We start from the raw sequence: 16,165 nt of genomic DNA, 5'->3' as shown, positions 1-16,165 counted from the left end.
GCCCATCCCTCATTCCCCTCCCGCAAGCGGGAGGGGAGGCTCGTGTTATTCGGCCGCGATCGCGACGCCGTCGCTGTCGAAATGCTCAGTCGTGGTCAGCTCGATGTTCAGACCCAGCGAGCGCATTTCCTTGACGAGCACGTTGAAGCTCTCCGGAATCCCGGCCTCGAACGTGTCGTCACCCTTGACGATCGCCTCATAGACCTTGGTGCGCCCGACGACGTCGTCCGACTTGACCGTGAGCATTTCCTGCAAGGTGTACGCAGCACCATATGCCTGAAGCGCCCAGACCTCCATCTCGCCGAAGCGCTGACCACCGAACTGCGCCTTACCACCCAGCGGCTGCTGCGTGACGAGCGAGTACGGCCCGATCGACCGAGCATGGATCTTGTCGTCGACCAGATGGTGCAGCTTGAGCATGTAGATGATGCCCACGGTTACCTTGCGATCGAACTTGTCGCCGGTGCGTCCGTCGAACAATTCCGACTGACCCGACGGATCGAGACCCGCCAGTTCCAGCATCGCCGATACGTCGGCTTCACGAGCACCGTCGAACACAGGCGTTCCCATTGGGATGCCGGTGCGCAGGTTGTCCGTCAGCTCGATGATCTGCTCGGCGGTCCGCGCCTCGATGTCTGCGGCGTAGTGATCGCCGTACACTTCGAGCAGCCGTGCCTTGACCGCGTCGGGCATGTCGCCCGCCTTGGGTTCTGGGTTGGCGTCCCGCCAATCCTCAAGCGCACGGTGGACCTGCTGCCCCAGGTTACGGGCAGCCCAGCCGAGATGGGTCTCGAAGATCTGACCGACGTTCATACGCGACGGCACGCCCAGCGGGTTGAGCACGAGATCGACCGGCGTACCGTCGGCGAGGAACGGCATGTCCTCCGCCGGCAGGATCCGCGAGATGACGCCCTTGTTGCCGTGACGGCCGGCCATCTTGTCGCCCGGCTGCAGCTTGCGCTTCACCGCGACGAAGACCTTGACCATCTTGAGCACGCCTGGCGGCAGCTCGTCACCACGCTCAAGCTTGTCGCGACGATCGTGGAACTTGTCGAGGATCAGCTTGGCGGCATCGTCATACTGCGTCTTGACCGCTTCCAGATCGCTCTGGGTCTTGTCGTCGGCAACCGCGAACTTCCACCATTCGTGACGATCGACGCTGTCGAGGACGTCCTGGTCGATGACCACGCCCTTCTTCGGCCCGTTCTTGGGAACGGCGGTTGCCGTCTGGCCGATCAGCATCTCGCGCAGACGCGACCAGGTCGCGCGGTTGAGGATGCTGCGCTCGTCGTCCGAGTCCTTCTTGAGGCGCTCAATCTCTTCGCGCTCGATCGCCATCGCGCGCTCGTCCTTGTCGATGCCGTGGCGGTTGAACACCCGGACCTCGACGACCGTGCCGGCAACACCCGGCGGCAGGCGGAGCGACGTGTCGCGCACGTCCGACGCCTTCTCACCGAAGATCGCGCGGAGCAGCTTTTCTTCCGGCGTCATCGGGCTTTCGCCCTTCGGCGTGATCTTGCCCGCGAGAATATCGCCCGGCTCGACCTCTGCACCGATGTACACGATGCCAGCCTCGTCGAGGTTGCGGAGCGCTTCCTCACCGACGTTGGGGATATCGCGCGTGATGTCTTCCGGCCCGAGCTTGGTGTCACGTGCCATGACTTCGAATTCCTCGATGTGGATCGAGGTGAAGACGTCGTCCTTCACGATACGCTCGGAGATGAGGATCGAATCCTCATAATTGTACCCGTTCCACGGCATGAACGCGACGAGCGCGTTCCGGCCGAGTGCGAGCTCGCCGAACTCCGTCGACGGACCGTCGGCGATGACGTCGCCGGCATGGATCACGTCGCCCACCTTCACCAGCGGACGCTGGTTGATGCAAGTGTTCTGGTTCGAACGCTGGAACTTCATCAGCGTGTAGATGTCGACGCCCGACTGGCCGGCATCGATCTCGCCGGTTGCACGGATGACGATACGCGCCGCGTCGACTTGGTCGACGATGCCCGCCCGCTTGGCCGAGATCGCAGCACCCGAATCACGGGCCACGGTCTCTTCCATGCCGGTGCCGACGAACGGCGCTTCGGCCTGGACGAGCGGAACCGCCTGGCGCTGCATGTTCGAGCCCATCAGCGCGCGGTTGGCGTCATCGTTTTCCAGGAACGGAATGAGCGATGCTGCGACCGAGACGAGCTGTTTGGGGCTGACGTCCATCAACGTGATGTTGTTGGGGATCGCCATCAGGAATTCGCCCGCCTGACGCGAGGAGACGAGTTCTTCGACGAAGCCGTTGGTCGAATCGAGCTCGGCGTTGGCCTGCGCGATCGTGTGCTTGGCCTCTTCCATTGCCGACAGGTACACGACGTCGTCGGTCACCTTGTGGTCGACGACCTTGCGGTACGGCGTCTCGATGAAGCCATACTTGTTGACGCGGCTGAACGACGCGAGCGAGTTGATCAGACCGATGTTCGGGCCTTCCGGCGTCTCGATCGGGCAGATACGGCCATAATGCGTCGGGTGAACGTCGCGGACTTCGAAGCCGGCGCGCTCACGCGTCAGACCACCCGGTCCAAGGGCCGACACGCGACGCTTGTGGGTGACTTCCGACAGCGGGTTGGTCTGATCCATGAACTGCGACAGCTGCGACGAGCCGAAGAATTCGCGGACCGCGGCAACCGCTGGCTTCGCGTTGATCAGGTCGTTCGGCATCACGGTCGACACGTCGACCGACGACATACGCTCCTTCACAGCGCGCTCCATGCGGAGCAGGCCGACGCGATACTGGTTCTCGAGCAGCTCGCCGACCGAACGGACACGACGGTTACCGAGGTTGTCGATATCGTCGATGTCGCCCTTGCCGTCCTTGAGGTTCACGAGCGTCTTGACGACCTCGAGAATGTCCTCGGTGCGCAGCGTGGTAACGGTGTCCTCGACATCGAGGTCGAGACGCATGTTGAGCTTCACACGACCGACGGCCGACAGGTCGTAGCGGTCGGGATCGAAAAACAGGCCGCTGAACAGCGACTCTGCGGTCTCGAGCGTGGGCGGCTCGCCCGGGCGCATGACGCGGTAGATGTCGGACAGCGCCTGCTCGCGTTCCTCGGCCTTGTCGACCTTGAGCGTGTTACGGATCCACGGACCCGTCGCGACGTGATCGATGTCGAGCAGTTCGATCCGGTCGATCCCGGCCTGGTCGAGCAGCTCAAGGTTCTCGGCCGACACTTCGTCGCCCGCCTCGATGTAGATCTGGCCGGTGTTGTCGTTGATCAGGTCATAGGCGCTGTAACGGCCGAAGATTTCCTCGGTCGGGATCAGCAGGTCGGTCAGGCCGTCCTTAGCTGCCTTGTTGGCGGCGCGCGGGCTGATCTTCTGGCCGTTGGCGAACACGATCTCGCCGGTCTTGGCGTCGATGATGTCGTACATCGGCTTCTGGCCACGCCAGTTCTCGGCCTGGAACGGAATGATCCAGCCACCCTGGCCACGGACGAAGGTCACGCGGTTGTAGAAGTGGTTGAGGATTTCCTCGCCGGTCATGCCGAGCGCGTAAAGCAGCGCCGTCACCGGCAGCTTGCGCTTGCGATCGATGCGGACGTTGACGATGTCCTTGGCGTCGAACTCGAAATCGAGCCACGACCCGCGATACGGAATGACCCGCGCCGCGAACAGATACTTGCCCGAGGCGTGGGTCTTGCCGCGGTCATGATCGAACAGAACGCCCGGCGAGCGGTGCATCTGCGAGACGATGACACGCTCGGTGCCGTTGATGATGAAGGTGCCGTTGCCCGTCATCAGGGGCATGTCGCCCATGTAGACGTCCTGCTCCTTGATATCGAGGACCGAACGCGAATCGGTATCGGCATCGACCTCGAACACGATCAGGCGCAGCGTGACGCGCATCGGTGCCGCATAGGTGATACCACGCTGGCGACACTCGTCGGTGTCGAACTTGGGGGGCTCGAGCTCGTAATTGACGAAGTCGAGTTCGGCGGTGCCGGCGAAATCGCGGATCGGGAAAACGCTGCGCAGCGTCTTCTCGAGACCCGAGACATAACCGATCGCGGGGTCGGAACGCAGGAACTGTTCGTAGCTCTCGCGCTGGACCTCGATCAGGTTCGGCATCTGCACGACTTCGTGGATGTTGCCGAAAACCTTGCGGATACGGCGCTTGGCGGTGCCGCTTTCTGCTGCGCGCGGCTTGGCCGTGCCCTCGTTGGTTGCCTTGGTCGCCATGGAGTTTTTGCCCTCAAGCTCTAAATTCGTGCCCGGAAACGCCCGGGCGGGCACGCCGAAAACGCAAAAAGCCGCATGTCCTCCGCAGGGCGGAACGACAGCAGCTTTCATGCGTCTCGTAAAACCACAATCCCAATACGATCGACATGCTGCGCGACGGCACGTCCTTTCCCGAAGATTATGGTGGAATGCGCCATATAGGGACGGTGCGGGGACGTGTCAAATCGTGGGTTGACGGAGTTTTGCACGGTGCGCGCCTGTGATCGGGCGAACAGAGCAGGCGGCGCGGCGAATTGGTCGCGGGTACCGGAAGCGCGGCTTTGGCGGTTGCGCGATTGTCGCTATGGGCGGTGCCGTGAAAAATATCCCCCGCACCGCTCCATTCCTGTTCGCACTTCTGTTGGCAACCCAGGCGGAGGCGCAAACGTCCACGCCCGCTACACCGCTGTCTGATCTTGACGGGTTCAGCCTGCCATCGTCGCGCCCCACGCCAAGGGTCGCGCCCGACGCGGAGCCGACGACCGGCGCCTCGGCGCCGCGTCCGACGGTGACACCGACACCAGCGCCTGCCGCGCCGGTGGTCGCTGCGCCTGTGCCACCGCCCCGCGTCGTCCCGACCGTGCGCGTTACCCCGGTCGCTCGACCATCGAGCGAACCCGGCGTGACGGTGCGCGCGCGGCCGGCGCCGGTCGCGACGCCCACCCCGGTCGCCGCGCCGACGCCCGCTGCGCCCGAGCCGGTCCCGACGCCGACGGCCGCGCCGGTCGCTGTGGTGTCGCCGACGCCTGACGGAGCGGGGGCGACGCCGGTTGCTCCGTCTCAGACGGCGCAGCGGGGTGAAGCGGGGACGTCTTGGGTGTGGCTGGTCGTGGGCGGGCTGGGGGTCGCGATTGCTGGATTTCTGGCGGTGCGCCGGCGGAAGGGTGATCCAAATACTCCCACTTTTGCGGATGTTGCCGATGATGTTGCCGATGCTCCGTTGGTGACGCGGGCGGAGCCGGCACCGGTTGCCACAGCCGCGCTTGAGCCGCGCGCGCGGATCGAGATCGATTGCGTCGCGACGCGGGCCGGGACCAATCTGCTCAGCGTGGCGGTCGATTATCGCATCATAGTGCGCAACGTTGGCGACGCGCTGGCGAGCGGGATCCGGCTCGATCTGCGGCTGCTGGGGATGGGGGCGCAGCACGACGCGCTGCTGGACGCGCTTTTCGCGCTGCCGATCGAGAAATCGATCGCCGCGCCGTTCGATCTTCCGCCGGGAACTGCGGTCGATCTCAGTGGGATGGCGATGCACCCTAAGGAGACGATCGAGACGGTCGAGATCGGCGGGCGGCGGATGGTCGTGCCGCTGCTCTCGGTCAATGTGCGCTATGGCTGGCCGGACGGCGGCGCGGGGCAGACCGCTCGGCCGTTCGTGATCGGGGTCGATCCGGGGACGGGGGGGCGGTTGCAGCCGTTCCGGATCGATAGCACCGCGCGGATGGTGCAGAACATTGCGATCATCGCGTACACCGACGGCGTAACCCGCTGACGGAGCGCCGTTTGTCGACAAGGATACGGGTGCACGAGGGCGTTCCGGGCGCTGTATGGGATGACGCCATTAACCGTTCGCGATCTCGCGCTCTGGAAATGCCACGGTCCGATCCATTCGCGACGGGAATGGAGAGGAAGATCCATCTCGGCTGAAAAAATCAAATAAGCGCATTTCAAATTAGCCAAACTTCCGGGCAAGACACTGCCAAGCTTCACAGAAAGCCGGAACTGTACGCGGAAAATGCTACGTTTAATCTAGGGTGTCGCTCACTCTTACAACGCATTCACGCCGGTTGAGGGCGGTGCGTGCATCTGACCATGGTTAACACTTGTCTGCCACCTGACCGCGTCTCCGCCTGTCGCACAGGACGATGAATCCTGACATTCTGCTGCACTGCAGCGTGCGAAACGGCGGGTTTCTGCGGTTGGCACGAAACTTGTTAACCTTTCAGCCGTGTCCAACTGGACCAGCAATTAGTAAGAGGGTAGCGAGTATGAAGAAGATTTTGAGCGCAGCAGCCGTGGCGCTGCTGGCAACGGCCGCTCCGGCGTTTGCCGCTGAGAACATCACGGAAAACCTCACCGCGCAGTTCAACAACCCGCTGGGCGCAACCACCACCGGAACGTTCTTCGGTCAGGTTCGCGTGACCGTCAGCGGCACCGGCTTCTCGAATGGCCAGACCGTCAACGACGCGTTCTTCCAGACGGTTTCGCAGGCGCGCAACTCCGGCCTGTACCAGCTCGCCTACACCGCCGGCACGTTCGCTTCGACCGGTGCAACGCGCGCCCAGGCCGCAGCGAACTCGATCGTCGGTGCCTTCCCGACGTTCAACGCGAACAACACCTACTCGTTCGTCCTGAACACCGGTCTGACGCAGGCGAACGCCAGCGTCCTGTCGTTCGGCGTTGCTGACGATGTCTATCGTGACAATGGCGGCGCGTACAACTTCACGGTTTCGTCGGCTGTTCCTGAGCCGGCAACGTGGGGCATGATGCTGATCGGCTTCGGCATGATCGGTTTCGGCCTGCGCTCGTACAAGCGTTCGTCGACCAAGGTCACCTACGCCTAAGCGTAACGCCTTCGGGTAGAGATACCGCCGTCTCGCTTGCGAGACGGCGGTATTTTTTTGTCCGGCGTCGGTCAGGCTGGGCGGTAGCGCTCAGTCGCGATACTTTATTTCGAGGAAGCGCCCGCGTGTCTCGAGCAGGTCGAGATCGCCTTGCGCGAGTTGCGCGGACATCTGTCCGATTTCCTCGTCGATCACGCGCAGGCCATCGGCAAGCTGCGCGTCGGGGGTGCGGCCGTTGCGCTCGACCGTGCGCAGCGCGGCTGGAACCTTGGCATAATCGCGCAACAGTTCGGGAAGCTGTTCGCCCACCAGCTTGCGCACCTCAGTCGCGGCGGGCTGCTGCTCGTCGAGCGTCTGCAACTGCGGTGCGAGCGCCTCCAGTCGGACACCGATGCCGTCGACCAGCGTCTGCGCCGGCGCCGGGAGCAGCGCACGCTGGGTATCGAGCCATTGTTCGGTCATCAGCGGGAGCGCCTTGAGCGGGACGGCGTGCAACTGTTCGGCGCGGACGGTCGGGGTCAGGCTTGCGAAGAGCAGGGTCGCGGTGACGATCGCCATCACCACGAAGACGAGGAGCGCGCCGCCCATCCCGAGCGGAACGAACCAGCCGACCGCGATGGCGGCGACGAGGATCGCGAGGTCGGCGGCGGCGGCATACCCGACGCGTTTCGCCAGGCTCGTCGCGGCGCGCCGGCGCCCCCGCTGCAGCGCGCGCGCGGCGCGTGTTCGATCGAGCATCTCTCCGGCACGCGCAACCTGGCGGTCGACGTCGGTCATCGGATCACTCCGCTTCCAGCTTGAAGGTATCGCCGGGGCCGGACAGCCGGTTCTGTGCGGCCCCCTCGGCGCGCGCGATATAGCCCTTCGACTTTTCGACTTCGTTCGACAGCGTGCCGACCGTCGTTTTCATCGAATCCAGCGCCTTGAGCTTGAAGCTGTCGATCGCGTCCATCGTATCGTAGATGTTCTGGAACGCGCGCTGGAGCGTCTCGACCGGGATGGTCGAGGCGGCGGCCTGTTCGTGGATCGTCGCGGTCTGCGACTTGAGCAGCTTGCCGGTCGCATCGATGATGTTCGCGGTGGTCGTGTTAAGCGCGGTGATCTGGTCGAGCACGAGCCGCTGGTTGGCGAGCGCCTGCGCGACCGTCACCGCGGTGCGCAGCGCGGACACGGTGGTGGTCGAGGCGCGATCGACACCCTTGATCAGCTCGACGTTGTTCTTCTTGACCAGATCGAGCGCGAGATAGCCCTGCACCGTCACCGCCATCTGCGTCAGCAGGTCCTGCGTGCGCTGGCGCACGTAGAACAGCGCGCTCTCGCGGATCGCCTTGGCCTTGGCGGGGTCGCTATGGTCGAGGTCGTTCGCCTTTTCCTCGAGCCGCGCGTCCATTTCCTTCGACAGCACGATCATCTGTTCGAGGCGGCCCATTGCCGTCCACAGGTTGCTGCGCTCGGTATCGATCGCGGCATTGTCCATCAGCAGCTCGTCCTTGCCGCGCGCGAGCGTCTTGAGGATCGCCGAGATGTGCGACTGCGAGGAGCGGTATTTGTCAAAATAGGTGTTGATGCTGCCGCCGAACAGCTTGGACATGATCCCGCGGCTGGAGATCAGCTTGCTGTTGGTCGAGGGGTCGAGCTTCTCGATCGTGCGGCGAAGCTCGGTCAGGTCCGCGCCGACGCCGGTGTCGCCGTCCATCGCCTTGACCGGGCGATCGAGGAAGCGGTTGGATTGCTCGGCCGCCGCGCGGATTTCCTTCTGGCCCATCGCCGCGATCGCATCGACGCGCTTGCCGAACTCGGGCGAATTGACGTCCTGCGCGACGAGATCGTCGACGAAGCCCGCGACCTTGTCCTGCAACTTGCTGCGGACGCCGTCCTCCACGGGGACGAGGCCGATCGCTTTTTCGGGCGCGAGGACGGGAACGGGATCGGGCGGGGTCAGGACCAGCCCGGACGCCGCGGCATCCGTATCGGTCGGTGCAGTCGTCGCCATCGTCAATCTCCCACTTACGCGTCGCCCATAAATGCCGCCGATCCCCCGACGCTTCAAGTGTATTATCACAACACTACACGCAAAACACGGAGACTGTAACGCTAGTGCAATGGTTTCGTCGCCATACCGCAACACCTCCGGCATACCGCAGCGCGGCATAAGGGGAAACAGAACATGCGTAAGGTCATCACGTTCGCGGCATCCGCGGCGTTGCTCGGTTGTTGTTCGTCGGCGGCGATCGCCCAGACTCTGGTGGCGCCTGCCGGGGCGCCGGATGTCCAGGCCGTCGAGGGCGGCGACATCGTCGTCACCGCGCAGAAGCGCGAGCAGCGCATCCAGGACGTTCCGATCACCGTCAGCGCGGTGACCGGCGCGCGGATGGCGGAACTGGGGGTCAATTCGCTCGCCGAGGTCGCGCTCTACATCCCGGGTCTGCGGATCCAGGAGCAGAGCGCCAACAATCCGGGCTTCGTCATCCGCGGGATCACTTCGGACAGCGGATCGTCGCAGCAGGGCGCGCGCGTTTCGCTTTACTATAACGGCGTCGACATCTCGCGGACGCGCGGCGCGTATCAGGATCTGTACGATCTGGAGCGGATCGAAGTGGTCAAGGGGCCGCAGGCGACGCTGTTCGGTACGGCCTCGGCGGTCGGTGCGGTCAACATGATCTCCGCGCCGGCGCGGGCGGGCACGTCGGGGCAGCTGATCGGGACTTATGGCAATTACAATCGCGGGCAGGTGTCGGGCTTCGTCAACGTCGGCAACGATACGCTCGCCGGGCGGTTGGCGTTCGCGTACAAATATCATGACGGCTTCGTCCGTAATATCGCGGGCGACCCCAAGGTTCCGAACCAGAACCGGGGCAAGGTCGATCAGGACGATCTCAACGGGCAGGACCAGCGCGGCATCCGCGGATCGCTGCGCTGGGCACCGTCCGACCGGCTGACCGCCAATCTGGTGCTGAGCTATGACGGCCAGCGCAACCCCGGCACCGCCTTCCGTTCGCGCGCGCTGGCGCCAACCGGCGGCAATGGCGGCGACTATGCCTATGCCGAGCTGTCGGGCTCGCCGTTCAGCGAAGCCGTGCTCGGCGCGCGCAAGCTCGGGCTTAAGCGCGACGTCTATGATGCCAATCTGACCGCGACCTACGAGCTGTCACCCGGCGTCACCTTCACCACGGTCAACGGCTATCGCAAGTTCAACAGCAACGAAGTGTTCGACGCGGACGGTGGCCCCGCCTGGTATCTCGAATTTGCCGAGGACGCGCGGGGCGACCAGTGGAGCCATGAGGGGCGGTTCAACTTCACCGGCGACACCTATCACGCGTCGTTCGGCTGGAACGCGTTCTTCGAGAACAACCTGCAGCGGGTGCCCTTCTCCACCGAGGAGGGGACGTACATCGGCTGTTCGGTTTCGCCCGCGTTCGCCGCGGTGCGCGGGGCGCTGGCGGCGAACGGTGTGTCCGGGTGCGTCGCGCCAAATGGCACGGTCACCGCGGCGCGTGCGACGGCGGTCCTCACGCGGGGTGCGTTGACGCAGCTGCCGTATCAGTCGGTCTTCACCAATTACGGGACCAACGACACCTATTCGGTCTTCGCCGACGGGACGTGGATCCCGGTGCCGAAGCTCGAAATCACCGCGGGCGCGCGCGTGCTGATCGAGCGGCGCAAGTCGGGCTACAGCTCGGTCCAGCCGAATTCGGTGCTGCTGGCGGGGCTCGGCGTGCGCACCAGCCTGCTCGGGACCGCCAACACCAACGGCACGATCTTCCGGGCGGAGAAGAGCTTCGCGGCGATCCTGCCGCGCGCCAACGTGCTGTACCGCATGACCGATGCGATCAACCTGTACGCCACGGTGAGCAAGGGCCGCCGCTCGCCGGTCGTCCAGCTCGCGGCGGCGAGCGTGGGCGGGCAGGTCGTGCCCAACCTGCAGATCGTCCCCGACGAGGTGGTGTGGAACTATGAAGCCGGGATCAAGGGCACGGTCGGCCCGTTCACCGGATCGCTCGGTGCGTTCTACCAGGACTATAACGGCTTCCAGGTCTCGGTGACCAACAACGGCGTCACCACCACGCAAAGCGCGGGCAAGGCGCGCAGCCCGGGCGTGGAAGCGGAGGGCAACCTCAAGCTCGGCCGCTTCGTCCAGTTGTTCGGCAACTTCGCCTATGTCGACGGCAAGATCGCCAAGAACGCCAGCTACGGCGTCTATTCGGGCGCGCGCTTCCGCCTGCAGCCGCAATATACTGCGTCGGGCGGAGCAACGATCCGCGTGCCGGTGCAGACGATGACGCTCTACGCCACGCCGTCCGCGACCTATCAGAGCAGCCAGTTCTTCGAGCTGCCCAACAGTGCGGCGATCAGCCAGGGTGCCTATGCGCTGGTCAACCTGCGCGCGGGCGTCGAACTGGAGGGCGGCAAATATGCGATCGGCGGGTTCGCGCGCAATCTGCTCAACCGCAAGTATCTGATCGATGCGGGGAACACCGGGGGTGGGTTCGGCATTCCGACCTATATCCGCGGGGAACCGCAGGTCTACGGCGTGGAAATCAGCGGCCGCTTCTGACCCTGTGCGGGGCGGGAGGGGCACCCGGTGCGCGCGCCTCTTTCGCCCCCGCCCTTGTTGCAACGCAAGGTTTCCGCTAGGGGCACGCGATCCTTTTCCCGATTTTAGCAACGAGACACCCATGAGCCTCCGCAATGTGGCCATCATCGCACACGTCGATCATGGCAAAACGACCTTGGTCGACCAGCTCTTCCGCCAATCCGGCACCTTCCGCGACAACCAGCGGATTGAAGAACGCGCTATGGATTCCAATGACTTGGAAAAAGAGCGGGGCATCACCATTCTCGCCAAGCCGACTTCGGTCGACTGGACGCCGCCGGGCGCCGACGAGAGCATCCGCATCAACATCGTCGACACCCCCGGCCACGCCGATTTCGGCGGCGAAGTCGAGCGCATCCTCAGCATGGTCGATGGCGTCGTTCTGCTGGTCGATTCGTCGGAAGGCGCAATGCCGCAGACCAAGTTCGTCACCGGCAAGGCGCTCGCGCTCGGCCTGAAGCCGATCGTCGTCGTCAACAAGGTCGATCGTAACGACGCGCGTATCCAGGAAGTGCTCGACGAAGTGTTCGACCTGTTCGTGTCGCTCGACGCGAACGACGACCAGCTCGACTTCCCCGTGCTCTACGCCTCGGGCCGCAACGGTTATGCCTCGACCGACATGGACGCGCGCGAAGGCACGCTGATCCCGATGTTCGAGACGATCGTCCAGCATGTTCCCGCCCCCAAGGTCGAAGTCGCCGGCGTTCCGTTCACCTTCCTCGTCACGCTGCTCGATCGCGACCCCTTCCTGGGACGTATCCTCACCGGTCGCGTCAACTCGGGCGTGGTCAAGCTCAACCAGGCGATCCACGCGCTCGATAACGACGGCAAGATCATCGAGACCGGTCGCGCCTCCAAGATCCTGTCGTTCCGCGGGCTCGACCGCGTGCCGGTCGACGAAGCCAAGGCCGGCGACATCATCAGCCTCGCCGGGCTTTCGGTGGCAACGGTTGCCGACACGATCGCCGACATCACCGTGACCGAGCCGCTCCACGCGCAGCCGATCGATCCGCCGACGCTGTCGATGCGTTTCGCGGTCAACGACTCCCCGATGGCGGGCCGCGAGGGCACCAAGGTGACCAGCCGCATGATCCGCGAGCGCCTGTTCCGCGAAGCCGAGAGCAACGTCGCGGTCAAGGTGACCGAGGCTTCCGACAAGGACAGCTTCGAAGTCGCCGGGCGCGGCGAGCTTCAGCTCGGCGTCTTGATCGAGACGATGCGCCGCGAGGGCTTCGAGCTCGGCATCAGCCGCCCGCGCGTGCTGTTCGGCGAGGACGAGGAAGGCAAGAAGACCGAGCCGTACGAGACCGTCATCATCGACGTCGACGAGGAATATTCGGGCACGGTCGTCGAGAAGATGAACCTGCGCAAGGCCGAGATGACCGACATGCGGCCCTCGACCGGCGGCAAGACGCGCATCACCTTCTCCGCGCCGTCGCGCGGGATGATCGGCTATCACGGCGAGTTCCTGTCGGACACGCGCGGCACCGGCATCATGAACCGCCTGTTCGAGCGGTACGGCCCGTTCAAGGGCAACATCGAGGGCCGCAAGAACGGCGTGCTCATCTCGAACGGGTCGGGCGAAGCCAATAACTACGCACTGGGTCCGCTCGAAGAGCGCGGCATCCTGTTCGTCGGCCACGGCGAGGCGCTGTACGAGGGCATGATCGTCGGCGAGAACGCCAAGCCGGACGACCTTGAGGTCAACCCGATGAAGACCAAGGCGCTGACCAACTTCCGCGCTTCGGGCGGCAAGGACGACCAGGTCCGCCTGACCCCGCCGAAGCGCGCGACGCTGGAGCAGGCGATCGCGTACATCGACGATGACGAGATGGTCGAGGTGACGCCGAAGTCGATCCGGCTGCGCAAGCGCTTCCTGGATGCGAACGAGCGCAAGCGCGCGTCGCGGGCGAAGCTGAGCAGCTGAGGTTGCGGGTCTTTTGGGGGCTAAAGGGGAGGCCGGGTGTGGAAGCACCCGGCCTTTCTCGTGGGTTCTTATTCTGGCAAAACTTTTTACACGACGACTGCCATGGCACGTTAATTGGTATCTTACTCGAGCTACCTAGTCTCAGCATAATGCTAAAATTACAGCGAAGATTGGTAGAATTTTTGCCAAAAGGCGCTATATATTAGGTTAGAGAGCTGTTCGGGACATCACTATGCTACTACGATTTAGCGCTAGAAATTATCTGTCGATTGCAGAAGTCGAGGAAATTTCGCTGGTTGCGTCGAACCTAAAGGGGCCAGAGTGCAGCTTAGTTCCAATTCCCGGGACGGATTTCTCATTACTGCCAAGCGCAATAATTTATGGTGCTAACGCGTCCGGCAAGACAAATTGCCTTAAGGCATTCTCTTTCTTGCGATCGGCTGTCCTTGAGTCACATGCGCGTGGGAATCCTGAGGGAGGTGTGCCTCGCAAATCATTCAAACTAGATCCTGCAAAAGATAGCGAAGTAACGTCGTTAGAAGTCGAGTTCTTGGTTGATAATGTGCGGTTTCAGTATGGCTTTGAATGTAACGATGACGCATTCACCGCTGAGTGGCTGTACGCGTACCCTGAGGGTAAAAGGCGTCGGCTATTTGAGCGTACCGGAAGCCAAGTCGAATTCGGGTCTCACTTTAAAGGTCCGAAAAAGATTCTAGTGGACCTGATGCGGGATAATAGCTTGTTTATCTCAACAGCTACCCAGAATGATCACGAAGAGCTCAGTAAGATTGTGTCATTCTTTAGGCGAGCGCGCTTTAGTATGAACGTTGCAGTCGCTAAAGAGCTGATAAACAATACGTTCAAGAAGGATCAAGTAGATCCTAGAACAATAGAATTCTTAAAGTCAATAGGAACCGGTATTACTGGATTTAGACAAACGAATGTCGAAATACCAGAATCTGTCCGCATGATGGTAAAAGAGTTTACTGCCATTGCGCGAAAGCACGTGGGCGAAGTTGTTGGTATTGATGATGATCGGTCTGATCGATCAAGCGACGTTGCTATTGAATTTGCGCATGCGGGTGTCTCTGGTGAAGAATGCTACTTTGGACTTGAGCGGGAAAGTTCTGGAACAAGGCGTTTGGTGTTAATGATGAACACAGTCTTCAAGGCGCTTGATGAGGGTAACCTTGTGATGATAGACGAGCTAGATGCCAGCCTACACACTTTCGCGGCTGCTCAGATAATTGAGTTATTTCAAAATCCAGAAATAAATAAAAAGGGCGCTCAATTAATAGCCACAACCCATGATACAAACCTACTTAATCTATCAAAACTTCGTCGTGACCAAATATGGTTCTGCGAGAAAGATGACGTAGGTAAGTCCCACATATTCGCGTTGGCGGATATGAAATCTAGGCCGACAGACAATTTTGAGCAAGGATATCTGGAGGGTAGATATGGAGCTATTCCGTATTCTGGAGACCTGGTTTCCCTGTTCGAGTCGTAGTAATGAGATCGTTGAAGTCGCTACAGCGTGCAACGCCTACGCGTACGCCCAAAAGTAAGTTTATCATATATAGCGAAGGCAAAAACACAGAACCCCACTACTTTAAGGCGGTTCGACGCGACTTATTAGGTGCTTTAGTCGAGATTGAGATAATTGACGCGGCGGGCGTTCCTATAACTATTGCAGATAAAGCTTGTCAGCGGGCGAAAGCCTTAAAGCGGTCTCGCGGAAAGCGCTCATCCTTCGAGGATGGCGACCAAGTATGGGCTGTATTTGACCGGGATGAACATCCCAGGGTTTCTGAGGCAATGAACTTATGCCATAAGGGCTCCGTTAACGTGGCGTTTTCGGATCCCTGTTTTGAGCTTTGGCTTATACTCCATTACAACGACTTCGATCGTATGGATGATCGACACCAGGTCCAATCGGCGTTTGCCAAACTATGTCATGAATATGACGCCAAGAGTAATAAGTCGGCGGACTTTAGTAAAATAATGTCTAATGTCGAGGCAGCAGAGCAACGAGCGGAACGTCAACTCCAGCGCCGCGAGCAGGAAAGTGTCCCCCCTAGCCGACCGTTCACTACCGTGTTCAAGTTGACGCAGCAAATGCGCATAGCGCACACTAAATACAAAGGGACTACATGACGTAAACATTTATCAACAGATCCGATGTGACCCACGCTCAATACTGGACCACACACTGTTCTTGGAACGGGGTTAGCATATCGTTCTCTTTCGCCGGGGAATAGGACTAGGTCGCATAGGATCGTCCTGAACAAACCCAGCACAAACCCCTGTCCTACACACCCCAATCCTGCCTAATCTGCACGCCACCACCCAACAGGAGGCAGCGCCATGCAGAACCGCACCCCCGTCGCGCGCAGAGATCGGCCGGATCTTCCCGATTTCGCGCCCGTGCCGCGCAAATACCGGCATGATGGCTGGACGCCCGAGCGGCAGAAGGCGTTCATCGAGGCGCTCGCCGATACCGGCTGCGTCAGCCGCGCCGCCGCGATGGTCAACATGGCGCAGGCCAATTGCTACACGCTGCGCCGCGCGCCCGGCGCGGAAGAGTTCCGCCGTGCGTGGGATGCTGCTCTGGATTTCGGGTTGCAGCGGCTGAAGGACATTGCGTTCGAACGCGCGATCGAGGGGTATCAGGTGCCGGTGTTCGTCGGCGGGCGGCTGATGGGCTATCGCCGCAAGACCAATGACGCGCTGCTGATGTTCTGCCTGCGGCATTATGGCCATGACGCCGAGGGGCGGCGCACCACCATCGCCTCTTACAGCGCCGCCGCG

9 protein-coding genes and 1 pseudogene are annotated in these 16,165 nt (G+C 62.0%); 7 read left to right on the top strand and 3 right to left on the bottom strand.

Features of this window, described 5'->3' with window-relative positions; all coding sequences use genetic code 11:
- Positions 1 to 45 precede the first annotated feature (45 nt).
- On the bottom strand, positions 46 to 4,230 hold the full coding sequence (gene rpoB, locus QBJ92_RS19770) for a DNA-directed RNA polymerase subunit beta (protein ID WP_277971399.1): 4,185 nt from the start codon (positions 4,228 to 4,230) through the stop codon (positions 46 to 48).
- A 355-nt stretch (positions 4,231 to 4,585) separates the two neighbouring features.
- Between rpoB and QBJ92_RS19765 the strand changes: the two genes are divergently transcribed.
- Both QBJ92_RS19765 and QBJ92_RS19760 read left to right on the top strand, forming a co-directional pair.
- Positions 4,586 to 5,761 (top strand): hypothetical protein, encoded by a 1,176-nt coding sequence (locus tag QBJ92_RS19765; protein WP_277971398.1) that lies wholly within the window; start codon positions 4,586 to 4,588, stop codon positions 5,759 to 5,761.
- A 496-nt stretch (positions 5,762 to 6,257) separates the two neighbouring features.
- Positions 6,258 to 6,833 (top strand): PEPxxWA-CTERM sorting domain-containing protein, encoded by a 576-nt coding sequence (locus QBJ92_RS19760; protein WP_277971397.1) that lies wholly within the window; start codon positions 6,258 to 6,260, stop codon positions 6,831 to 6,833.
- A gap of 90 nt (positions 6,834 to 6,923) precedes the next feature.
- Here the strand turns inward: QBJ92_RS19760 and QBJ92_RS19755 are convergent, their stop codons facing one another.
- Positions 6,924 to 7,610 carry a hypothetical protein gene (locus QBJ92_RS19755; protein ID WP_277971396.1) on the bottom strand — a complete coding sequence of 229 codons (687 nt, stop codon included), beginning with the start codon at positions 7,608 to 7,610 and terminating at the stop codon, positions 6,924 to 6,926.
- 4 nt (positions 7,611 to 7,614) lie between these two features.
- Positions 7,615 to 8,826 (bottom strand): toxic anion resistance protein, encoded by a 1,212-nt coding sequence (locus QBJ92_RS19750; protein WP_277971395.1) that lies wholly within the window; start codon positions 8,824 to 8,826, stop codon positions 7,615 to 7,617.
- 174 nt (positions 8,827 to 9,000) lie between these two features.
- On the opposite strand from QBJ92_RS19750, the gene QBJ92_RS19745 reads away from it, so the two are divergent.
- The 5 genes and pseudogenes from QBJ92_RS19745 to QBJ92_RS19730 form a co-directional block, all read left to right on the top strand.
- Positions 9,001 to 11,388, top strand: coding sequence for a TonB-dependent receptor (locus tag QBJ92_RS19745; protein ID WP_277971394.1), 2,388 nt, complete (start codon positions 9,001 to 9,003; stop codon positions 11,386 to 11,388).
- Positions 11,389 to 11,509: 121 nt separating this feature from the next.
- Entirely contained in the window at positions 11,510 to 13,354 is a 1,845-nt protein-coding gene (gene typA, locus QBJ92_RS19740; RefSeq protein WP_277971393.1) for a translational GTPase TypA, read from the top strand.
- A gap of 232 nt (positions 13,355 to 13,586) precedes the next feature.
- On the top strand, positions 13,587 to 14,864 hold the full coding sequence (locus QBJ92_RS19735; RefSeq protein ID WP_277971392.1) for an AAA family ATPase: 1,278 nt from the start codon (positions 13,587 to 13,589) through the stop codon (positions 14,862 to 14,864).
- 2 nt (positions 14,865 to 14,866) lie between these two features.
- Positions 14,867 to 15,511 carry an RloB family protein gene (locus QBJ92_RS20705; protein ID WP_431358441.1) on the top strand — a complete coding sequence of 215 codons (645 nt, stop codon included), beginning with the start codon at positions 14,867 to 14,869 and terminating at the stop codon, positions 15,509 to 15,511.
- A gap of 210 nt (positions 15,512 to 15,721) precedes the next feature.
- Positions 15,722 to 16,165: pseudogene (locus QBJ92_RS19730) on the top strand (hypothetical protein); the annotation flags it as partial.

Source organism: Sphingomonas echinoides, assembly GCF_029623395.1.
GTDB lineage: Bacteria > Pseudomonadota > Alphaproteobacteria > Sphingomonadales > Sphingomonadaceae > Sphingomonas > Sphingomonas echinoides_A.
This window is presented reverse-complemented; position numbering and strand designations above follow the sequence as displayed.